Here is a 21554-nt window from a genome sequence, read left to right as displayed (position 1 = left end):
GACAGCCCGGTGAGCGGCCGGGAAACGTGGGTACTCCACACGACGCACCGCTTTCGGGAAGGGGCCGCTTCATGGCCGTGACGGACGGGGGGCGTCCCCGGCGGCGCCTCCGCCGCGCCGCAGCCATGACCGCCGCCGCCCTCGCCGTGCTCGTACTTCTGGGAGGACTCGTGTGGGGCTTGCAGCGCTCACTCATCTACCTTCCGACGGGCGGTGAGCCGCCCCCGGCCGGAGAGGTGATCGACGGCGCGGAGGACGTGCGCCTGCACACGGACGACGGGCTGGAACTCGGCGCGTGGTACGTCCCCGCCCGGGACGGGGACCGCGGGACGGCGGTCCTGGTCGCCAACGGCAACGCCGGGAACCGCGAACTGCGGGCCCCTCTGGCCCGCGCGTTGTCCGAACGGGGCTTCTCCGTGCTGCTGTTCGACTACCGGGGCTACGGCGGCAACCCCGGCACTCCTTCCGAGGAGGGCCTGGCATCGGACGCACGGGCGGCCGCCGACGCCCTGGCCGAGCGCGGCCACGGCGCGGACGGCACCCTCTACTTCGGCGAGAGCCTCGGCGCCGCCATCGTGGTCGGTATGGCCGGCGAGCGCCCGCCCGCTGGGCTGTTCCTGCGCTCGCCGTTCAGCTCACTGGCCGACATGGCCAAGGCACACTACCCCTTCGTGCCGAGCCCGCTCCTGCGCGACACCTACCCGGTCTCCGAGACCATCGGGGCGGTCGACGTGCCCACCTCCGTCGCGATGGGTGGGGCCGACACGATCGTGCCCGTCGAGCAGAGCCGGGAGGTGGCCGGGGCCAGTCCGAACCTGGTCGAGGAGGTCGTCCTGGACGGTGCCGGGCACAACGACGCGAAGATGGTGCACGGGCCGGAGGTGGTGGACGCGCTCACCCGCCTGGCCGAACACGTCCGGTGAACCCGTGCCGCCCGGCAGGGCCACGGGCCGGGGCCGCCGTCAGTCCGGCAGGAAGGACAGGCCCCACGCGGGGGCGAACACCACGATGAGGAAGCGCGCGGTGCGGGTGACGAAGGCGATCGCGCAGAACAGCACGGGGTTCATGCGCACCACCCCGGCCAGCACGGACACCGCGATGAACGGCGGGATGCTCGCGAAGGAGCTCAGCGCCACCAGCCCCGAGCCCCACACCGGTTGTTCCTCGGCTCGGCGCCGCCATCCCTCGGCGCGTGCGGCCCATTTTCCCGGCGTCGCGGTCCTACGGCGGATCCACGGCGCGGAGAGCGACCCGCGACCGGCGTAGTAGTAGGGCAGTTTGCCGAGGGCCTGCCCCGCTCCCGCCGCGACCGCCATGGCGACCAGGGCGCCGTCGTCCACAGCGACGACGGCGCCCACCAGGTAGAGCTCGATGTTGATCACCGGGACGACACCGGAGACGAGGGCGACCACGAAGGCCAGGGCGGTCTCGATCACGCCGTGCCTCCGGTCGGTGCCGGACGACCGGTCAGTTCTCTGCCGCCGCGAGCTGTCCGCACGCTCCGTCGATCTCCTGGCCGCGGGTGTCCCGGATGGTGACGGACACCCCGTGCGCCTCCAGCCGCCGGACGAACTCGCGCTCGTCCTCGGGACGCGAGGCGGTCCACTTGGACCCGGGGGTGGGGTTGAGCGGGATGAGGTTGACGTGCACCAGGTGCCCCTTGAGGAGCTCGCCGAGCAGGTCCGCCCGCCACGCCTGGTCGTTGATGTCCTTGATCAACGCGTACTCGATGGAGACCCGGCGGCCGGTGGCCTCGGTGTAGCGCCAGGCCGAGTCCAGGACCTCGTCGACCTTCCAGCGGTTGTTGACCGGCACCAGCTCGTCGCGCAGCTCGTCGTCGGGGGCGTGCAGGGAGATCGCGAGGCGGACCTGCATCCTCTCGTCGATGAGCTTGTTGATCGCGGGCACCAGGCCGACCGTGGACACGGTCACACCGCGCTGGGAGATGCCGAGGCCGTTCGGGACGGGGTCGGTGATACGGCGCACCGTCTGCAACACACGCTTGTAGTTGGCCATGGGCTCGCCCATCCCCATGAACACGATGTTGCTGATTCGGCCCGGCCCCCCGGAAACCTCACCGCGCGCCAGGTCGCGGGCGCTCGCCACCACCTGCTCCACGATCTCGCCGGTGGACAGGTTGCGGGTCAGGCCCGCCTGGCCGGTGGCGCAGAACGGGCAGTTCATGCCGCACCCGGCCTGGGAGGAGATGCACAGGGTGACGCGGTCGGGATAGCGCATGAGCACCGACTCGAACATCACCCCGTCGAAAGCCTTCCACAGGGTCTTGCGGGTCATCCCGTTGTCGCAGGTGATGTGGCGCACCGGGGTGAGCAGGGTCGGCAGCAGCGCCTCGCCCAGCCTCTCCCGGGAGGAGGCCGGCAGGTCGGTCATCGCCTCGGTGTCCGACTCCAGGGCGCCGAAGTAGTGCTGGGCGAGCTGCTTGGCGCGGAAGGGCTTCTCCCCCAGCTCGCTGACGACCTCGGCCCGCTCCTCGGAGCTGAGGTCGGCCAGGTGCCGGGGAGGTTTGGCGCGGCGGGGTGCGACGAAGTTGAGCTCGGCGGGCATAGACAGTCCGTAGGAAGTGGAGTCGATGGTCTCGGCCCGGCGCGGGACGGCGGCGGCCCGGGTCGTTATACGACCTATACGCCGCCGCGCTGCAGCTCCGCCTGTCAGGGCACTACCGTCAATTCTACGCACTGCGTGGACGGACCGGACGGGTCCGCCGGATCACGACAACCGGGATCGGCGTGTGGGAGGGCCGGTGACAGGGATCGACGTCCTGCTCGACGAGATCAGCCCGTACCAGAGCCGCAGGGTCGTCGTCGAATGCGACTCCCACACCACGGCCGCCTACCTACTGGACGCGCGCGGCCGCATCCGCGTCCCGGTGTGGCTGGCCAACCACGAGATCGCGCCCCGCGCCAGCGAGCCCGGCGGGCTGTACGAGGGTCGGGCCCCGCTCATGCCCGAGGCCTACACCAAGCACCCCCAGGGCCGCCCCCGTTTCGACCCGGGCCGCCTGCGCGCGGTGTGGTTCGAGGAGGGCGACGGCGTCGCCCTCGTGGACGAGGAGGGGCTGCTCGCCGTCATCCCCGGCTGGGCCGAGGCGGACAGCGGCTTACCCGGGTACGCACGCGAGGCGATCGGTCGCAGCGCCTACGCGTGGGAGCTGGACCCGGTGCGCGAACAGTTGTGGCCGCGCGTGGTCCACGCCGAGGCCTACTGGGACTGGCGAAGCGCCTCCGGGGCCTGGCGCAGCGTGCAGCGCACCGTACTCAGCCACCTCAACCGGCACGTGGGCGAACCCGGCCACTACTGGGACGTGTCCGACGGCCACCCGCCGCTGCTGCGCGTCTCGGAGCGCCCGCCCACCGCGGAGCGCCCGTTCACGGTGCTGTCCACAGTCGGCGTGTGCGGTCAGCGGATGCCCACCCTGGACCGCTACATGGCCGACACCTCCCGGTACGCCCGGGTGGAGCTGGCCCTGGCCACGACCATGCCCGCGCACCACGCCGCCCGCGTCTTCCGGTGGATCGGTGCCTTCCCCTGGCGGGCGGTGACGTGGTTCGGCGCCGGGCACACCGTCAAGTGGCTGGACAACCCCGAGGACCGGGCCATGCGCGGCGGCGCGGGCGCGGTCCTGCTGCTGGAGGACCCATCCCCCCTGGTCACCCGTCCCGACCACCGGCCGCCGGACACCTCCGGGCTCTCCTTCCAGGGCGACCCCGTGCGGTGGCTGTGGATCGTGCCGATCACCCGCCCCGAGCACCTGTTCGCAAAGGAGCACGACAGCGCCACCCTGGTGGAGAAACTGGCCGCGGAGGGGCGCAGCTGGGTCCTGGGCTAGACGGCTCCTCCCGGGGCACCGCCTCGCCGGACGGGCGTTCAACGGGCCGCGGGAAAACCGGTTGACGGCCCGCCGGGCGGCCGGGATCGTACTCCGGGGCGAGCGGGCGGGGGTAGGGCATGGTGCGAACCGGGAGGAGTCCGGGGGCGGGGTTCACCGCGCCGCTGTGGCATCCGGCCTTCCGCGGGCTGGCACTGGGCCGGACCCTGATGGCCTTCGGCAACGGTATGGCGTCGGTGGCGCTGGCCTTCGCCGTACTGGACGTGACCGGCTCCCTGACGCACGTGGGGCTGGTGGTGGGTGTGCGCTCGGTAGCGAACGTGTCCCTGCTGCTGCTCGGCGGCGTCATCGCGGACCGGCTGCCGCGAACACTGGTGCTCCAGGGTGGATGCGCCCTGGCCGCGGTCTCCCAGGGGCTCCTGGGCGCGACTCTGCTGGCGGGGGTCGCGTCGCTACCGCTGATGGTCGTACTGAGCCTGGTCAACGGCGCCGCCGCGGCCGTGAACCTGCCCGCCTCAGCGGCGCTGACCCCGCAGACCGTGCCCCGGGACCTACTGCGCCAGGCCAACGCCGTGGCGGGCGTGGGCGTCCAGGGCGGCACGTTCCTCGGGATGTCGGCGGGCGGCGTGGTCGTGGGCCTGCTGGGCTCGGGCTGGGCGATCACCGCTGACGCGGTGCTGTTCGCATGCGCCGGTGCGGCCCTCCTGTCCGTACGAGTGCCAGGGACGGACCGGGCCGGGTCCGCCAACGTGCTGCGCGACCTGCGGGACGGGTGGAGCGAGTTCGTCTCCCGCCCATGGGTGTGGATCATCGTGTTGCAGTTCATGGTGGTCAACGCTGGCTGGTCGGCGGCCACGGCCGTGCTGGGCCCGGCCATCGCCGACGAGACCTTCGGCCGGACCGCGTGGGGACTGCTCATGGCGACCAACAGCGTCGGCCTGCTGGTCGGCGGGGTGCTGGCGGCGCGCTGGCAGCCGCGGCGGGCGCTGGTCTTCGGCACGGCCCTGGTGGTGACGCACACGCTGCCGTTCCTCGCGCTGACGGGACCGTCGCCGCTGCCGGTCCTGTTCACCGCGATGTTCGTCGCGGGCGTGGCCGTGGAGCAGTTCACCGTCGCCTGGGAGGTCTCGGTCCAGGAGAACGTCCCGCAGGAGAAGCTGTCACGGGTGTACTCCTACGACGCGTTGGGGTCGTTCGTGGCGATGCCCGTCGGGCAGATCGCCATCGGCCCGTTCGCCGAGTCGTCCGGCCCGGGCCCTGCCCTGGTACTGGTGTCGTCGCTGACCCTCCTGGCCACGCTGGCCGCGGTCTCCTCCCCCAGCGTGCGGGCCCTGCGCCGCCGCTGACCGGACGCCCGCCCGCTGAGAGTGGTGGGAGCGGCGGAGAGGGTGCGCGGCTAGCTCCTCGCGACGTCCCGGCGGCCCCGGGCCTGGCTCAGGACCCGGTGAAAGCGCGCCATGTCCTCGTCGCTGAAGCGCTCCACGAAGCGCAGCAGGGTGGCGCCGGGGTCCGGTCCGGTGTTGAGCACCTCGTCCATCACCCTGGCGGTGTACTCGGCATGCGACTCACACGGCCAGTACGCCCAGGCGCGGCCGGCCTTCTCCCGGTCCAACAGCCCCTTGTGGAAGAGGATGTTGGCGACCGTCATGACGGTCGTGTAGGCGACTTCGCGGTTGTAGACCATGGTTTCGCGGACCTGGCGCACCGAGAGCGGTTCGTCGGACCGCCACAGCGCGTCCATGATGGCCGCTTCCAGTTCCCCCAGCCCTCGCATGGGCCTCCCCACCCGTATTCGTCACGGTCGTACTCGTCCGGGAGATCGTAGGCACGACACGGCCCTCGGCGTGGGAGAACTCCGGAGAGCACACAGATCCGTACATCCTCGGCACCGGTCACCGGCGATTCACCAGCGAACGGCCACGGGGCATGAGGGAAACAGGCGGTGGAGGGGACCGAACCGGAAGGTGGGAGCGCGGCCGGGCCCGAGCCCCTCCATACCCCGCTGGGAGAAACCACCGGAGGGGGCCGGCCGTCCTGCCCGGCCGCTCACGCCCCCTCCGACGCGGGTCCGCCCCGGCGGGTTCCCGCAGGCGCATCGTGTTACACACCACACCATGACTGGCCGGAGACGGCCAGTATCTTCACATCCCAAAAGCCCCGTAAAACCGCACAAAACCGGCGGCGTCACCACCCTGGGCGCAATTACCTGCACGTAGAGGCAACGCGGATGTGAAAGATTGTTACCTATCTCCTAGTTTCGGCAACGCTCGTGTTCCCCGCGGGCAGGTCCCTACAAGTAGCCTGGTACTCGACGAGTGCTGGCCAGGCCAGATGCTTCCCGCATGCGCGGGACAGCTCCCATGTTCCTTGAGCCGCCTTGCCAGCAGCCACCCGTCTTCCTACACATTCACAAGCGAGCTGCGGAAGTGGGCGATCTCCGCCGTGTCGTCTGAGGCGTCTCAACCCCTGACAGATTTCGGTCCCAACGAGTGGTTGGTCGAGGAGCTTTATCAGAAGTACTTGAACGACCCGAACTCCGTTGACAAGGCCTGGTGGAACTTCTTCGCGGACTACAAGCCCGCGGAGTCTGCTGGCGCGAAGGGCGGGGGGAACACGAAGGCGCAGAGCGAGAAGGCCCCCGCGGCCTCCGCCAAGAAGAAGCCAAGTGCCCCCGCCGCCCCGGCGTCCAAGCAGAGCGGCAAGAAGGACGACAAGGAGAGCAAGGACGAGGCTCTCCAGATCAAGCAGGAGCGCCTGCGCGGGGCGACCGCGCGGACCGCGACCAACATGGAGTCGAGCCTGGAGCTGCCCACCGCCACGAGCGTGCGCGCGGTGCCGGTCAAGCTGCTCTTCGACAACCGAATCGTCATCAACAACCACCTCCGGCGTGCCCGTGGCGGGAAGGTCTCCTTCACCCACCTCATCGGCTACGCGATGGTCAAGGCCCTCAAGTCCCTGCCGGAGATGAACCACTCCTACGTGGAGGTCGACGGCAAGCCCGGCGTCGCCAAGCCCGAACACGTGAACTTCGGCCTGGCGATCGACCTGCAAAAGCCCGACGGCTCCCGCCAGCTCGTCGTCCCCTCGATCAAGAAGTCCGACGAGATGGACTTCACGGAGTTCTGGGGCGGCTACGAGGACCTGGTCCGCAAGGCCCGCAACAACAAGCTGGGCGTGCCGGACTTCCAGGGCACCACCATCAGCCTCACCAACCCCGGCGGCATCGGCACCGTGCACTCGGTCCCGCGCCTGATGCCGGGCCAGGGCACCATCCTGGGCGTGGGCGCGATGGAGTACCCGGCCGAGTTCCAGGGCGCCTCCTCCGACACCCTGGCCGAGCTGGGCATCAGCAAGGTCATGACGCTGACCTCCACCTACGACCACCGCATCATCCAGGGCGCGCAGTCCGGCGAGTTCCTTCGCCGGATCCACCAGCTGCTGCTGGGCGAGGACGGTTTCTACGACGAGATCTTCAACTCGCTGCGCATCCCCTACGAGCCGGTGCGCTGGGTGCAGGACATCCACGTCAACAAGGCCACCCAGCTCGACAAGGCCACCCGGGTCCAGGAGCTGATCCACGCCTACCGGGTGCGCGGTCACCTGATGGCCGACACCAACCCGCTCGACCACGAGCAGCGCAAGCACCCCGACCTGGACGTGCTCGAACACGGCCTGACCCTGTGGGACCTGGACCGCGAGTTCCCGACCGGGGGCTTCGGCGGCAAGCAGGTCATGAAGCTGCGCGACGTCCTGGGCGTGCTCCGCGACACCTACTGCCGCACGGTGGGTATCGAGTACATGCACATCCAGAGCCCGGAGGAGCGGGAGTGGATCCAGTCGCACGTCGAGCGCGAGCACGAGAAGCTCGACCGCGACGAGCAGCTGCACGTCCTGCACCGGCTCAACAGCGCCGAGGCCTTCGAGACCTTCCTGCAGACCAAGTACGTGGGCCAGAAGCGCTTCTCCCTCGAGGGCGGCGAGTCGCTGATCCCGCTGCTGGACGGCGTGATCTCCAGGGCGGCCAGGGCCGACCTGGACGAGGCCGTCATCGGCATGGCCCACCGCGGCCGCCTGAACGTGCTGGCCAACATCTGCGGCAAGTCCTACGGACAGATCTTCGGTGAGTTCGAGGGCAACCTCGACCCGCGCAGCGCGCACGGCTCGGGCGACGTCAAGTACCACCTGGGCACCGAGGGCACCTTCGACACCCAGGACGGCAACAGGATCCAGATCTCGCTGTCGGCCAACCCCTCCCACCTGGAGACGGTCGACCCGATCGCCGAGGGCATCGTGCGCGCCAAGCAGGACGTGCTCAACAAGGGCCCGCAGGGCTACACGGTGCTGCCGATCCTGATCCACGGCGACGCCGCGTTCGCCGGGCAGGGTGTGGTCGCCGAGACCCTGAACCTGTCCCAGCTGCGCGGTTACCGGACCGGCGGCACGGTGCACATCATCGTGAACAACCAGGTGGGCTTCACCACCTCGCCGGACGACAGCCGCTCCAGCTTCTACGCCACGGACGTGGCGCGGATGGTGCAGGCACCGATCTTCCACGTCAACGGGGACGACCCCGAGGCCGTGGTCCGGGTCGCGCACCTGGCCTTCGCCTACCGGCAGGCGTTCAAGAAGGACGTCGTGATCGACCTGGTCTGCTACCGCCGCCGCGGTCACAACGAGGGCGACAACCCGGCGTTCACCCAGCCGCTGATGTACGACGTCATCGATGCCAAGCGCTCCACCCGCAAGCTGTTCACCGAGGCCCTCATCGGCCGCGGCGACATCACGGTGGAGGACGCGGAGTCGGCGCTGCGCGACTACCAGTCCGAGCTGGAACGGGCCTTCACCGAGACCCGCGAGGTCGAGAAGAAGCCGGTCGAGCCGGGTGCCGTGGTCAAGCCCGAGGTGTTCACCGAGAGCCGCCTGGACCACTCCGCGGTCGAGACCGCGATCAGCAGCGAAGCGGTCAAGCAGATCGTGGACACCCAGGTGTCGCTGCCCGAGGGCTTCACGCCGCACCCGCGGCTGGCGCCCCAGCTCTCCCGCCGCGCCACGATGGTCGAGACCGACGCCATCGACTGGGCGACCGGTGAGCTGCTGGCCTTCGGCGGTCTGCTGCTGGACGGCCACCCGGTCCGCCTGATCGGCCAGGACACCCGCCGCGGCACCTTCGGCCAGCGCCACTCCACGCTGATGGACCGCGAGACCGGCGAGACCCATACGCCGCTCAAGAGGTTCGACAACGGGATCAACCGGTTCCACGTACACGACTCGCTGCTGAGCGAGTACGCGGCACTGGGCTTCGAGTACGGCTACTCGCTCACCCGCCCCGACGCGCTGGTGATGTGGGAGGCCCAGTTCGGCGACTTCGTCAACGGCGCCCAGACCGTCATCGACGAATACATCAGCGCGGGCGAGCAGAAGTGGGGCCAGCGCTCCAGCGTGACCCTGCTGCTGCCGCACGGATACGAGGGCCAGGGGCCGGACCACTCCTCCGCACGCATCGAGCGCTTCTTGCAGCAGTGCGCGCAGGAGAACATGACGGTGGCCTACCCGAGCAACCCGGCGAGCTACTTCCACCTGCTGCGCTGGCAGGCCAAGTCGCCGTTCCAGCGCCCGCTGGTGGTGTTCACGCCCAAGTCCCTGCTGCGCCTGAAGGCGGCCACCTCGGCCACCGAGGACTTCACCACGGGCCACTTCGAGCCACTGATCACGGACGAGTCGATCGAGCCGGACAAGGTGCGCCGCGTGGTGCTGTGCTCGGGCAAGATCTACTACGAGCTGGACGCCGCGCGTCGCAAGAGCGGTGACAAGCACACCGCGATCATCCGTGCGGAGCGGCTCTACCCGCTGCCGATCGAGGAGATCCGCGAGCAGCTCAGGGCCTACCCGAACGCGGGCGAGGTCCTGTGGGTGCAGGAGGAGCCGGCGAACATGGGCCCGTGGCCCTTCGTGGCGCTGGTCTTCTCCGAGCAGCTCGACCGTCCGTTCACCCGGATCTCGCGTCCGGCCTCCTCCGCGCCCGCGGCCGGTTCGGCCAAGCGCCACGAGGCCGAGCAGCGTGCCCTGGTGGACACGGTGTTCCCGCCCGCGGACTGACGGGCGCGCCCGCGAGCAGGTAGGGGAACAACGTGTACTACACCGATCGCGGAATCGAGGAGTTGGAGAACCGGCGCGGCGACGAGGAGGTCAGCTTCACCTGGCTCGCCGAGCAGCTGCGGACGTTCACCGACATCAACCCCGAGTTCGAGACCCCGGTCGACCGGCTGGCCACCTGGCTGGCACGGCTGGACGACGAGGATGACGAGTAGACGGCGCCCACCGCGCTGACAGGGGCCCGGGTCGCACACGCGACCCGGGCCCCTCGTGCGTGGCCACGACCGCGTCCAGCGCCCCTCACGGCCCCTCCAGGCGTTCCAGCGCCGGGGAGGGGCCGCGCTCGTACTCGGGGAGAACCCCGAGAAGCCCCTGAAACACCCCGCAAATCCACGACATATCTTGAGTTCCCCCGATACGCGACATATCGTGAGACCACGGAGCGAGCGAAAGGGGTCACACGATGGCGCACTGGACCATCGACAGGCCGATGACCCAGACACTGGACGGCATCGTCGCGTTGCGGGTCCGGATCATCGGAGGCCACGTCAACATCATTCCCACCGACGACCCGGTCACCTTCGAGGTCACCGACATCGTCGGCGAGCCCCTCCTGGTCACACAGGAGGCGGGCATCCTCACCATCCACTACGAGGACCTCACCAGCCAGGGGCTCCTGGAACGGCTTCGGCCCGTCAAGCTCGACGGCTACAAGCGCGTGCAGCACCGGAAGGCCACCGTGAACCTGCGGCTGCCCAAGGAGTGCCCGGTCGAGGTCAGCACGGTCAGCGCGTCGGTCGTGGCCGCCGGGCTCAACGCCCGCAGCCATCTGCGGACCGCCTCCGGGGAGATCACCCTCGACGAGACCTCGGGCGAGACCGACATCGGCACCGTCTCAGGCAGCACCGCCGTGCGGGGCGCCCACGGCAGCCTCAAGTTCAACAGCGTCAGCGGCCAGCTGGCGGTGGCGGGCGGGCGGCTCTCCGCGCTGAGCGCCAAGACCGTCTCCGGGCAGCTGCTGGCCGACACCGACATCGCTCCGGCGGGGCGTGTCCGGCTCAACTCGGTCTCCGGCGAGATCGCACTGCGGGTGCCCTCCGACACTTCGGCGGCCGTGGAGCTGCGCACCGCGAAGGCACCGGTGGAGTCCGACTTCGGTCTGGACCGCCGCAGTGCCACGGCCAGGACGATCCTGAGCGGGAAGATCGGCAGCGGGGTCGATCCCGCCTCCATCACCGTCAACTCCGCGTCCGGCCGGACGGCGCTGCTGCGGCGCGCGCCGGAGACACCGGCCGCGATCCCCGAGGGGGCCTGAATGAGCACCATCTTCGGCCACGGCAGACTCCGGCTCTACCTGCTCAAGTTGCTGGACGAGAGCCCGCGGCACGGTTACGAGATCATCAGCCTGCTCCGCGACCGCTTCCTCGGGGTGTACTCGCCCTCCCCCGGGACCATCTACCCCCGGCTCGCGCGGTTGGAGGAGGAGGGGCTGGTGACCCACACCGAGGAAGGAGGCCGCAAGGTCTACCGCCTCACGGACAAGGGACGCGGGGAGCTGCGTGATCGCAGCGGCGACCTGGACGACCTGGAGCGGGAGATCACCGACTCGGTGCGCGACATCGCCCGCGCGGTCAAGCAGGACGTGCGCGCGACGATCAGCTCGCTGCGGGACGAGTTGAAGTTCTCCTCCGGCGGGACGCGTCGGCCCGAGTCCGGTGAGGCCAGGCCCGAGTCCGGGGAGACCCGGCGCGAGTCCGAGGGCACCAAGGCCTCCGAGGAGGCCGGAGAGCCGTCCGGGGAGCGCCGTGAGCAGCGCGGGAAGCAGGGCTGCGAGGAGGGCTCGCGGTGGGCCCGCGAATGGGAGCGCTTCGCCCAGGGCTTCGGCGCGTTCGGCGCCGCATGGGGCCGGGGCGACTCCGAGCGCGCGTCGCAGGCCCCGGAGTTCGAGCGGGCGCTGCACGACTTCAGCGACCGGGTGCGCGACGTGTTCCGCGAGGCGGGCCACGTCGGGGGAGCCGCCGCAGGCGACCTGCGGCGCATCCTGGACGACACGGTCGAGGTGATCCGCAGGGACATGCGGCACTGGGGTCCGCCCGCCGACCGCCCGGAGGAGGGTTCGGAGACCGCCGAGGCGGGGCCCTCCGCCGGGGAGCGGTCCGCCGAGAAGCCCGAAGAGGCACCCGAGGCGCGGCCTAAGCCCTCCACCGGCGACGACCCGTGGAGCGAGGCGGTCGACGACACCGGCGACGACAGGTAGTCCGCACGGCGGGAGCGGCGGGGGCGCCGCAGGGGCGCGCCCTCCCGGACTCCCGCTGAAGGGACGGCCGGGGCCCGGCACCAGACGGTGCCGGGCCCCTCGTCGTGTACGGGTGTCCGGGGCCTGTCCGGTGAACGCCCGCCCAGTCCCCGGGGCGCCGTTCCGACACCGCACGAGGCGAAGCGGAGCCCCGGAGCGAACACCGCCTAACGGCGGACGACCCCGTCCTCGCGGGCCTGGGCGGCGACCGCGGCGGACACGGCGGGGACCACGCGCTCATCGAAGGAGCTGGGGATGATGTGGTCTGCGGACAGGTCGTCGCCGACCAGGTCCGCCAGAGCCGTGGCGGCGGCCAGCTTCATGTTCTCGGTGATGTCCGTCGCGCCCGCGTCGAAGGCGCCCCGGAACACGCCGGGGAAGGCCAGCACGTTGTTGATCTGGTTCGGGAAGTCGCTGCGCCCGGTGGCGACGACGCTCGCGTACTTGTGGGCGACGTCGGGGTGCACCTCCGGGTTGGGGTTGGCCATCGCGAAGATGATCGCGTCCTCGGCCATGGTGGCGACCACGGACTCGGGCACCTCTCCGGCGGACAGGCCGATGAACACGTCGGCGCCCGAGAGCGCGCTCTCGATGGACCCGCGCAGCCCCGCCCTGTTGCTGGTGGAGGCCAGCTCCTGCTTGACGGGGGTCAGGCCCTCACGGCCGTCGTAGATCATGCCCTTGGAGTCGGCCACGGCGATGTCGCCGATCCCGCTGTCGACGAGCATCTTGGTGACGGCCACGCCCGCGGCGCCCGCGCCGGAGACCACGACGCGCAGGTCACCCAGGGTGCGTCCGGTCAGACGGGCGGCGTTGCGCAGCGCGGCGACGGTGACGATCGCGGTGCCGTGCTGGTCGTCGTGGAAGACGGGGATGTCCAGGCGCTCGCGCAGCTGGCGCTCGATCTCGAAGCAGCGGGGCGCGGAGATGTCCTCCAGGTTGATCCCGCCGAAGGAGGGGGCCATGCGCACGACGGTCTCGACGATCTCGTCGACCCCGGTGCAGCCCAGCGCGATCGGCACGGAGTTGACGTCGCCGAACTGCTTGAACAGCAGCGACTTGCCCTCCATGACCGGAAGGGAGGCCCCGGGGCCGATGTCGCCCAGGCCGAGGACGGCGGTGCCGTCGGTGACGACGGCGACCAGGTTGCTCTTCCAGGTGTAGGTCTCGACGAGCTCGGGGGTCTCGGCGATGGCGTCGCAGACGCGGGCGACGCCGGGAGTGTAGGCGAGGGACAGTCCCTCGTGATCGTGGACGTCGATGGACGAGGTCACGTGCAGCTTGCCGCCGCGGTGCAGCGCGAAGGCGGGATCCTCGTCCAGGTTCTGGGAACGCGAAACGGTGGTCACTACTTCAAACCCCTCAGGTCTTGCGTGTTCCACCCTGCCGTCGGCCATGACGGCGGGACGGACCGGTAGTGGTGCAGACCGCGCGCGAAGATGTGCAGGTGCTAGGGGGACTCCTCCTCGGCGCCGGTCGGCCATGACCGGTGGTGTCGCCGGGGAGAGCCATTCTTCGCCGGACTCCTATGCGAGTACTGCGCGGCCGCTCTCACGGGGATGACCCGTTACGCAATCCTCTCACAACGGTGACCACAGGAAAATCGCGGGTCGGCACGATGGGGAGACACCGACTTATCAGCTTTTGAAGCATAATGTTCTGAATGTCGTTTTGGCTCGGGCGGTGGGGTCACGAACCCGCCTCCGACCAGGCACTTCGTGCCCATGAAGGAGACCCCACGATGGCCCCACACAAGCCCCTGTCCGCGCCGTTCGCCCTCGGAGCCCTGTCCCTCGCCAGCGCCTTGGCCCTGTCCGCCTGCGGTAGCGGCGACGGTGGGAGCTCCGAGGAGACCCCCGCGCCCGAGGCGCCCACCGTCGAGACCGACGAAGAGCTCGCCGCCCTGGTCCCCGCCGACATCGCCGAGGACGGAACCGTCAAGATCGGCGTCGAGGCCTCCTACCCGCCCGGCGAGTTCCTGGAGGGGGACGGCGAGTCCGTCCTGGGCTTCAATGTGGACCTCGTCAACGCCGCCCTGGGCAAGCTCGGCCTGGAGGGCCAGTGGGAGCCCACCGCCTTCGACTCCATCATCATCGGTGTGGACACGGGCACCTACGACCTCGGGTCCTCCTCCTTCACCGTCACCGAGGACCGCATGGAGCAGGTCAACATGGTCAGCTACTTCTCCTCGGGCACCCAGTGGTTCGCCCAGGAGGGCAACCCCGAGGGCGTGGACCCCGACGACGCCTGCGGCATGCGCATCGCGGTACAGGCCGACACCACCCACGACGCCGACATCGAGGAGCGCAGCGCCGCCTGCGTCGACGCGGGTGAGGAGGCCATCACCATCCAGAAGTTCGAGAGCCAGCCGCTGGCCACCCAGACCATCGTCTCCGGTGTCAACGACGCCTCGCTCGCCGACATGCCCACCGCCGCCTACGCGCTGGACCAGACCGACGAGGGTGTCCTGGAGTTCGTCGGCGAGCAGTACGACGCCGCACCCTACGGCGTCCTCACCCACCAGGACAACGAGGAACTGGCCGACGCCGTCGCCGCCGCCTTCAACGCCATCATGGAGGACGGCACCTACGCCGAGGTCCTGGAGGAGTGGGGCGTCGACGCCGGCGGCCTGGAGAGCGCCGAGGTGAACCCCTCCCTCTCGGAGTAGCGCGAAGCCTCACCGACACCCACCGAAGGAAAGACTGACCTGTGTCCTCACCGACCGAATCGGTGAGCGGTCCGGGGGCGGCCGACCCGGCCCCGGACCGCTCGGCCGCCCCCGTCACCGCCGTCCCCGTGCGCTACCCCGAACGGTGGATCGCCGCAGGGCTCATCCTGGTCCTCGCCGCCATGTTCGTGCACATGCTGTTCACGAACAGCGCGTTCAACTGGCCGTTCATGGTCGACCACATGTTCTCGGAACCGGTCGTGCGCGGCGTTTGGATCACCCTCAGCGCCACCGTGCTGTCGATGGTCATCGGCGTCGTCCTGGGTATCCTCCTGGCGGTGATGCGGCTGTCGGGGAACCCCGTCCTGGTCTCGGTCTCCTGGTTGTACACCTGGTTCTTCCGCGGCGTGCCCCGCCTGGTGCTGGCGGTGCTCTTCGGCAACCTCGCCATCCTGTACACGACGATCGAGATCGGTATCCCGTTCGACAACTACTGGATGCCGTGGCTGGGCCTGGAGGGCGACGCCCGCTTCTTCGAGATCGACGCCCGCACCATGCTGAGCGGCTACACGGCGGGCCTGCTCGCCCTGGCGCTGTCCGAGGGCGCCTACATGGCCGAGATCATCCGCGCGGGCCTTCAGTCGGTGGACAAGGGCCAGACCGAGGCCGCACAGGCGCTGGGCATGGGCAAGAACAAGGTGCTGCGCCGGATCACCCTCCCGCAGGCGATGCGTGTGGTCATCCCGCCCACGGGCAACGAGACCATCGCCATGCTCAAGGACACCGCCCTGCTGGCGTACGTGCCGGTGACCATCGAGCTGTTCTACCAGTTGCAGGCCATCGGCGCCCGGACCTACCAGATCTTCCCGATGCTGGTCGCGGCGTGCTTGTGGTATCTGGCCATCACCAGCGTGCTGATGGTCGGTCAGTACTTCATCGAGCGCAGGTTCAACCCGGAACAGCACGGCAGTATCCGGGACCGCATCGTCGGAGGGGCGCACAGATGAGCGAGCAGAACCAGGACGGGACCGCCGTGGAGGGGTCCGAGGGCACCGGTCCGGCCGCTGACGCGCTGGTCGTGGCGGAGAACGTGCACAAGGCCTTCGGCCGCCTGGATGTCCTCAAGGGCATCGACCTGCACGTCAGGCGCGGTGAGGTCATGTGCATCGTCGGCCCGTCCGGGTCGGGCAAGTCCACGTTCCTGCGCTGCATCAACCACCTGGAGAAGCTCACCGCGGGCCGCCTGTGGGTCAACGGCGAGCTGATGGGATACCGGCAAAAGCGCGGACGGCTGTACGAGCTGCGCGACAACGAGATCGCCGCCCAGCGCAGCGACATCGGCATGGTCTTCCAGCAGTTCAACCTGTTCCCGCACCTGAGCGTCCTCGGCAACGTCATCGAGGCGCCCATGCAGGTCAAGCGGACCCCCAGGGCCGCGGCCGCCGCCAAGGCCATGGAGCTGCTCGAGCGGGTGGGCCTGCCGGACAAGGCCGACGCCTACCCCGAACAGCTCTCCGGCGGCCAGCAGCAGCGCGTGGCGATCGCCCGCGCGCTGGCCATGGAGCCCTCGCTGATGCTGTTCGACGAACCCACCAGCGCCCTGGACCCCGAGCTGGTCGGCGAGGTCCTGGACGTCATGCGCGACCTGGCCGAGGGCGGAATGACGATGGTGGTCGTCACCCACGAGATGGGGTTCGCCCGCGAGGTCGGCGACTCCCTGGTCTTCATGGACGACGGCGTGGTGGTGGAGTCGGGGGTGCCCTCGGAGGTGCTCTCCGACCCGCGCCACGAGCGCACCCAGACCTTCTTGTCCAAGGTGCTCTGACAGGGCGCCGCGGTCACCTTTCCGCGCCCCGCACTCCGCCGTGGAGTGCGGGGCGCGGTCGCCTGGCGGGCCCCTCAGGGCCCGCGCGGCGAGTGCCTGCGCAGGGCTCTGGCGGGGTTCTGGAGGTGGCGTAGGAGGGTTGGCGAGGAACGAGCCGACCTTTCCGAAGACACCGAAGGTTCCCGCCTATAGGGCGTCCGAGCACGGGGCAAAGCGAAGCGGAGCCCAAAGGAAGCACTCTCAGCCCCGCAGGGAAACGCCGCCCGAGCCCTTGACCGCGTGACGGCGTACACCCAGAGTCATGGGGTAGGAAGCCGCTCGGGGGAGAGACATGGACGCGCGCACAGAGCACACACGCAGGCGCTGGAACCGGCTGGCTCCCTACTGTGAGCACAGCGAGCTCTTCCAGAGCCCCGGCATGCGCCGCACCCGCGAGATCCTGTGCGCCGGGGCCCGCGGCCGCACCCTGGAGGTGGCGGTCGGGACTGGGCGGAACCTGCCCTACTACCCGCCGCAGGTCCGTCTCACCGCTGTCGACCTCAGCCCGCGGATGCTGGCCCGCGCCCGGGAGAGAGCCGACGGCCTGGGGCTGGCCGTCCGGTTCGTGGAGGGCGACGCGCAGTCGCTGGACCTTCCCGACCGGACCTTCGACACGGTCCTGTGCACGCTGGCGATGTGCGCCGTTCCCGACCAGCACCGCGCCCTGTCGGAGATGTACCGGGTACTGGTGCCGGGCGGCAGACTGCTGATGGCCGATCACGTCGAGTACGCCGGCTTTCCCGGACGGCTCCTGGAACAGCGCCGTGAGAACCCGCGCCGCCTGCCCAGGGAGGTGGCCGCCGAGGTGGGGTTCGAGGTCGGCCACCACGACCGGCTGTTCCTCGGGCTGGTCGAGCGGGTGGTCGCACACCGTCCCTGAGCGGTCCGATCCGGTCCGCGAAACACCTCCGGTCCAGCGCATATCCTGGAAGGGACCGTATCCCCGCTCCGAGGTGGTCCGATGATCCGCCCCGCCCGCCCCGACGACATCCCCGTCATTCACACGATGATCGGAGAACTCGCCGAGTACGAAAAGGAACCGGACGCGGTCGTGGCCACCGAGCAGGACCTGCGCACGGCCCTGTTCGGTCCTGACCCGGCGGTGTTCGCACACGTCGCGGAGGACGCCGACACCAACGCCGTCGGATTCGCGCTCTGGTTCCGCAATTACTCCACCTGGACCGGCAGGCACGGCATTCACCTGGAGGACCTGTACGTGCGTCCTGAGGCGCGCGGCCGGGGACACGGGCTGGCACTACTGCGCACCTTGGCGCAGATCTGCGTGGAACGCGGTTACACGCGTCTGGAGTGGTCGGTGCTCGACTGGAACGAGTCCTCGATCCGGTTCTACGAATCCCTGGGTTCGCAGCCCATGGACGGGTGGACGGTCCGCCGCCTGGATGGCGACGCGCTGACCGCGCTGGGTTCTGGACGGGACTGAGACATGCCATCCGTCTTGCTTTCGTCTCAGATCCTGTGGACACGATCCGTTCTCCCTGCGTCAGTGGCAGGGTGAAACCAGATACATTGCTCTCAAGCGGCAACCCCGCTCCCGAAGGAGGGACGTGACCGAAGAAACCGCTGTGCCCACGGCCGACGCCATTGGCGTTCGGGACGCTGTCACCGTCAACATGCCCGCGGACAGCGCTTATTTGTCCGTCTTGCGGACGGCGACGGCGGGACTGGCCGCGCGACTCGACTTCACCCTCGACGAAATCGAGGACCTGAGGATCGGTGTCGACGAGGCCTGCGCGATGCTCCTCTCCCAGGCTCTGCCCGGCACAGAACTGACCACGGAATTCGAACTCACCCCCGACGGGATGCGCATCTCCGTCTCGGTGCTCACCGCCGACGGACGCCTCCCCGCTCGTGACACCTTCGCCTGGACCGTCCTTTCCGCCCTCGCGGGGGAGGTCGACGCGGGGGTCGGCCCGGACGAACGTGTCCACATCGTCCTGTACAAACGCCGCGGCACCCTGGAGTCGGCGTGAGCGAGAGGGGGCCCGCTCTGACAGCGAAGACCGAGCACGCGGTGCCCGACCGTGCCCGCGCCAGAGAGTTGTTCGAGCGCCTGGGCGAACTCGAAGCGGACTCCGAGGAGCGTCGGCGGATCCGCGACGAGCTGGTGGAGCTCCACCTGCCCTTGGTGGAGTACCTTGCCCGCCGGTTCCGCAACCGCGGCGAGTGGCTGGACGATCTCACCCAGGTGGCCACGATCGGGCTGATCAAGTCCATTGACCGGTTCGACCTGGACCGCGGAGTGGAGTTCTCCACCTACGCCACCCCGACGATCGTCGGTGAGATCAAGCGGCACTTCCGCGACAAGGGCTGGGCGGTCCGGGTTCCCCGTCGCCTACAGGAGCTGAAGCTCTCGCTCACCAAGGCGGTCAGCGACCTGTCGCAGCGGGAGGGGCGCTCCCCGACCGTCGCCGAGCTCGCAGCGCACCTACAGATGTCCGAGGAGGAGGTGCTGGAGGGCTTGGAGTCCGCCAACGCCTACTCGACGGTGTCACTGGACGCGCCCGACAGCGGGGACGAGGACGCCCCCGCGGTGGCCGACTCCCTGGGCATCGTGGACGAGTCCCTGGAGGGCGTGGAGTACCGGGAGTCGCTCAAACCGCTTCTGGAACAGCTCCCGCCGAGAGAGAAGCGCATCCTGCTGCTGCGCTTCTTCGGCAACATGACACAGTCGCAGATCGCCCAGGAGCTGGGGATATCCCAGATGCACGTATCCCGTCTGCTGGCCCGCACCCTGGCGCAGCTGCGCCAGGCGCTGACCACCGACGACTGACCGGCCAACGGCCACCGCTGACGGCCGCGGAGCTACTTGTCCCGTTCCCCGGGAAAGAGCACCGCGGTCGTCGGTGGTGAGAGGACCGCCGCCGCGGCGCACACGGCCACGCCCAGGAGCACCGCGCCGTACACGTACTGCCCGCTGGTGAACATGTAGTAGGCGACCGCGGCGAGGAAGAGCTGGGTGAGGAACACCGGCGTTCGCGCCCAGTCCCTCAGCCGCCAGAGCCCGCGCGCGACGAACAACAGCAGCGCGCCCGCGCCCAGCCCGAGTGCGGTCAGGGGGATCGCGCTGGTGGGGTCGGAGGCCTGGCCGGTGACGGCGTTGAAGAAGCTGTAGAGGCCGCCGGCCGCCGCGGCCAGCCCGATCAGGGCCTCCAGTGCGGCGGCGACGACGATGGTGACGGGACGAGAGGACACCCGACGAGCCTATACGTGCCTCCCGCGGTCTCCCACTCGGCTCCGGAGCAGAGCGGAACGCCTAGACTGGCCTGGTGCGCGCCCTTTTCATCGTGAACCCCCAGGCCACCACGACCACGTCACGCACGCGTGAGGTGATCCTCGGCGCCCTGGCATCGGAGCTGGACGTCACCGTCGCCCCGACCGAGTACCGCGACCACGCGGGCATCCTCGCCCGCGAAGCGGCCGAGAACGGCTACGAACTGGTGCTGAGCCTCGGTGGCGACGGCACCGTCAACGAGGTCGTCAACGGACTCCTGACCGCCCCGGACGAACTCAAGCGCCCACGTTACGCGGTGATCCCCGGCGGCAGCGCCAACGTCTTCATCCGCTCCCTCGGCTTGCCCGGCGACCCGGTGGAGGCCACCGGCGTGGTCCTGGAGGCGATCCGGGAGGGCCGTGAACACGAGGTCAACCTCGGCCGGATCACCAGCGACCAGGACGACCGGTACTTCACTTTCTGTGCTGGTTTCGGCTGGGACGCCGACGTGGTCCAACAAGTGGAGAACGAGCGCGCGAACGGACGCAGGGCCACTCCGGCGCTGTACGCGGAAGTGGCGGTAAAGCTGTTCTTCCAGGGTGATATCCGCGATCCGTCACTAAGCGTGGTCACCCGCGGAAGGTCTCTTGTGGGGGCGTATTTCGCGCTCGTCACCAACACCACGCCTTGGACGTACGCGGGGACACTGCCGCTTCAGCCGACCCCGTCCTCGCGTTTCGAACTGGGTCTGGACGCTTTCGCGCTGACCCACTCCTCGCCCGCGCTCACCGGTTGGATCCTTTCCCAAATGTTCTTCCCCAAAGGTCTCCCGGCCCGCGGGGACGGCTACGTGACCTGGCATGACCAGGAGTCCCTCCAGATCACGTCATCCCACCCCAGGGCGTTCCAAATCGACGGTGAATACCTGGGAGACCGCGAACAGGTCAACTTCCACTCTGTACCAAAGGCATTACGAATCATCTGTTAATTACGCCGAAAGAGGCCATTCACAGGCACTGTGACGCACCCGACACGTGGAACAGGACCTTTGGCCCCGTGAGCTCTTGCATGGGTCGTTCGATCCTGTCACGCTCAAGATATCGCCGCGAGTTACGGGCGAGTAAATTTGGGCGCTTCCCACATGGCCGTGGGATGAAACCTGGACCACCCCGGCCTGTACGCACTCCGATGGGACCCATCCATCGGGCGCCCTCCGCACAATCCTGACACGCGCACGATCGTGAAAAGCTTCACAAGCCCCCGATCGCCTCACCGTGAGGAGTGGACCGCATGGACTGGCGCCATGACGCAGCCTGCCGTGACGAAGACCCCGAACTCTTCTTCCCCATCGGAAACTTCGGGCCCGCCCTGATCCAGATCGAGGAGGCGAAGGCGGTCTGTCAGCGCTGCCCGGTCAGCTCCGCCTGTCTGAAGTGGGCCCTGGAAAGCGGCCAGGACGGCGGCGTCTGGGGCGGCACCAGCGAGGACGAGCGCCGCATGCTCAAGAAGCGCCGCGGCAGCGCGTACCGCACCATGGTCCGCAGCTGACACGCC

The 21554-nt window shown here is 69.5% G+C and carries 21 protein-coding genes; 16 read left to right on the top strand and 5 right to left on the bottom strand.

What is annotated here, in order from left to right; all coding sequences use genetic code 11:
- The first annotated feature begins 71 nt into the window (after positions 1-71).
- Positions 72-923 carry an alpha/beta hydrolase gene (locus AC0T5L_RS01700; protein ID WP_476163533.1) on the top strand — a complete coding sequence of 284 codons (852 nt, stop codon included), beginning with the start codon at positions 72-74 and terminating at the stop codon, positions 921-923.
- Between the two features lie 39 nt (positions 924-962).
- Here AC0T5L_RS01700 and AC0T5L_RS01695 read toward each other — a convergent pair whose 3' ends face one another.
- Both AC0T5L_RS01695 and rlmN read right to left on the bottom strand, forming a co-directional pair.
- Positions 963-1436, bottom strand: coding sequence for a hypothetical protein (locus tag AC0T5L_RS01695; protein WP_476163532.1), 474 nt, complete (start codon positions 1434-1436; stop codon positions 963-965).
- Positions 1437-1467: 31 nt separating this feature from the next.
- A complete protein-coding gene (gene rlmN / locus AC0T5L_RS01690; protein WP_476163531.1) occupies positions 1468-2565 on the bottom strand; it encodes a dual-specificity RNA methyltransferase RlmN in 1098 nt (365 codons plus the stop codon).
- 196 nt (positions 2566-2761) lie between these two features.
- On the opposite strand from rlmN, the gene AC0T5L_RS01685 reads away from it, so the two are divergent.
- Together AC0T5L_RS01685 and AC0T5L_RS01680 are read left to right on the top strand one after the other, a co-directional pair.
- Positions 2762-3847 carry a suppressor of fused domain protein gene (locus AC0T5L_RS01685; RefSeq protein ID WP_476163530.1) on the top strand — a complete coding sequence of 362 codons (1086 nt, stop codon included), beginning with the start codon at positions 2762-2764 and terminating at the stop codon, positions 3845-3847.
- 119 nt (positions 3848-3966) lie between these two features.
- Positions 3967-5193, top strand: a complete 1227-nt coding sequence (locus AC0T5L_RS01680; RefSeq protein ID WP_476163529.1) for an MFS transporter — start codon at positions 3967-3969, stop codon at positions 5191-5193.
- A 50-nt stretch (positions 5194-5243) separates the two neighbouring features.
- Here the strand turns inward: AC0T5L_RS01680 and AC0T5L_RS01675 are convergent, their stop codons facing one another.
- Positions 5244-5621: a BlaI/MecI/CopY family transcriptional regulator gene (locus AC0T5L_RS01675; RefSeq protein ID WP_476163528.1), complete on the bottom strand. Its 378-nt coding sequence runs from the start codon at positions 5619-5621 to the stop codon at positions 5244-5246.
- Between the two features lie 668 nt (positions 5622-6289).
- Here AC0T5L_RS01675 and AC0T5L_RS01670 point away from each other — a divergent pair.
- From AC0T5L_RS01670 to AC0T5L_RS01655, 4 genes are all read left to right on the top strand, one after another.
- Positions 6290-9943, top strand: a complete 3654-nt coding sequence (locus AC0T5L_RS01670) for a multifunctional oxoglutarate decarboxylase/oxoglutarate dehydrogenase thiamine pyrophosphate-binding subunit/dihydrolipoyllysine-residue succinyltransferase subunit (protein WP_476163527.1) — start codon at positions 6290-6292, stop codon at positions 9941-9943.
- A gap of 32 nt (positions 9944-9975) precedes the next feature.
- Positions 9976-10155 (top strand): DUF6104 family protein, encoded by a 180-nt coding sequence (locus AC0T5L_RS01665; protein WP_476163526.1) that lies wholly within the window; start codon positions 9976-9978, stop codon positions 10153-10155.
- A gap of 248 nt (positions 10156-10403) precedes the next feature.
- Positions 10404-11255 (top strand): DUF4097 family beta strand repeat-containing protein, encoded by an 852-nt coding sequence (locus AC0T5L_RS01660; RefSeq protein WP_476163525.1) that lies wholly within the window; start codon positions 10404-10406, stop codon positions 11253-11255.
- Complete coding sequence (locus AC0T5L_RS01655) at positions 11256-12197, top strand: PadR family transcriptional regulator (RefSeq protein ID WP_476163524.1); 942 nt, start codon at positions 11256-11258, stop codon at positions 12195-12197.
- Positions 12198-12403: 206 nt separating this feature from the next.
- Here AC0T5L_RS01655 and AC0T5L_RS01650 read toward each other — a convergent pair whose 3' ends face one another.
- Positions 12404-13633 carry an NAD(P)-dependent malic enzyme gene (locus tag AC0T5L_RS01650; protein WP_476163523.1) on the bottom strand — a complete coding sequence of 410 codons (1230 nt, stop codon included), beginning with the start codon at positions 13631-13633 and terminating at the stop codon, positions 12404-12406.
- Positions 13634-13977: 344 nt separating this feature from the next.
- Between AC0T5L_RS01650 and AC0T5L_RS01645 the strand changes: the two genes are divergently transcribed.
- The 7 genes from AC0T5L_RS01645 to AC0T5L_RS01615 all read left to right on the top strand — a co-directional run bounded on the left by AC0T5L_RS01645 (position 13978) and on the right by AC0T5L_RS01615 (position 19559).
- On the top strand, positions 13978-14904 hold the full coding sequence (locus AC0T5L_RS01645) for an ABC transporter substrate-binding protein (protein ID WP_476163522.1): 927 nt from the start codon (positions 13978-13980) through the stop codon (positions 14902-14904).
- 41 nt (positions 14905-14945) lie between these two features.
- Positions 14946-15911: an amino acid ABC transporter permease gene (locus AC0T5L_RS01640; protein ID WP_476163521.1), complete on the top strand. Its 966-nt coding sequence runs from the start codon at positions 14946-14948 to the stop codon at positions 15909-15911.
- A complete protein-coding gene (locus AC0T5L_RS01635) occupies positions 15908-16729 on the top strand; it encodes an amino acid ABC transporter ATP-binding protein (RefSeq protein WP_476163520.1) in 822 nt (273 codons plus the stop codon). Before AC0T5L_RS01640 ends, AC0T5L_RS01635 begins: the two co-directional genes overlap by 4 nt.
- A 331-nt stretch (positions 16730-17060) precedes the next feature.
- A complete protein-coding gene (locus AC0T5L_RS01630; protein WP_476163519.1) occupies positions 17061-17648 on the top strand; it encodes a class I SAM-dependent methyltransferase in 588 nt (195 codons plus the stop codon).
- Positions 17649-17729: 81 nt separating this feature from the next.
- The gene (locus AC0T5L_RS01625) at positions 17730-18209 is read left to right on the top strand and encodes an N-acetyltransferase family protein (protein WP_476163518.1); all 480 of its coding nucleotides are present in this window, start codon (positions 17730-17732) and stop codon (positions 18207-18209) included.
- Between the two features lie 124 nt (positions 18210-18333).
- The gene (locus tag AC0T5L_RS01620; protein WP_476163517.1) at positions 18334-18759 is read left to right on the top strand and encodes an ATP-binding protein; all 426 of its coding nucleotides are present in this window, start codon (positions 18334-18336) and stop codon (positions 18757-18759) included.
- A gap of 41 nt (positions 18760-18800) precedes the next feature.
- Positions 18801-19559: an RNA polymerase sigma factor SigF gene (locus AC0T5L_RS01615; protein ID WP_083922283.1), complete on the top strand. Its 759-nt coding sequence runs from the start codon at positions 18801-18803 to the stop codon at positions 19557-19559.
- A 32-nt stretch (positions 19560-19591) separates the two neighbouring features.
- Here the strand turns inward: AC0T5L_RS01615 and AC0T5L_RS01610 are convergent, their stop codons facing one another.
- A complete protein-coding gene (locus AC0T5L_RS01610) occupies positions 19592-19981 on the bottom strand; it encodes a hypothetical protein (protein ID WP_476163516.1) in 390 nt (129 codons plus the stop codon).
- A 74-nt stretch (positions 19982-20055) separates the two neighbouring features.
- Between AC0T5L_RS01610 and AC0T5L_RS01605 the strand changes: the two genes are divergently transcribed.
- Together AC0T5L_RS01605 and AC0T5L_RS01600 are read left to right on the top strand one after the other, a co-directional pair.
- Entirely contained in the window at positions 20056-20988 is a 933-nt protein-coding gene (locus AC0T5L_RS01605; protein WP_476163515.1) for a diacylglycerol/lipid kinase family protein, read from the top strand.
- A gap of 302 nt (positions 20989-21290) precedes the next feature.
- Complete coding sequence (locus tag AC0T5L_RS01600) at positions 21291-21548, top strand: WhiB family transcriptional regulator (protein WP_073704219.1); 258 nt, start codon at positions 21291-21293, stop codon at positions 21546-21548.
- The last annotated feature ends 6 nt before the right edge of the window (positions 21549-21554 follow it).

The sequence above is a fragment of the Nocardiopsis sp. TRM 82005 genome (genome assembly GCF_056312425.1).
The sequence above is the reverse complement of the archived record's forward strand: the minus strand, read 5'-3'. Positions and strand labels throughout refer to the sequence as shown.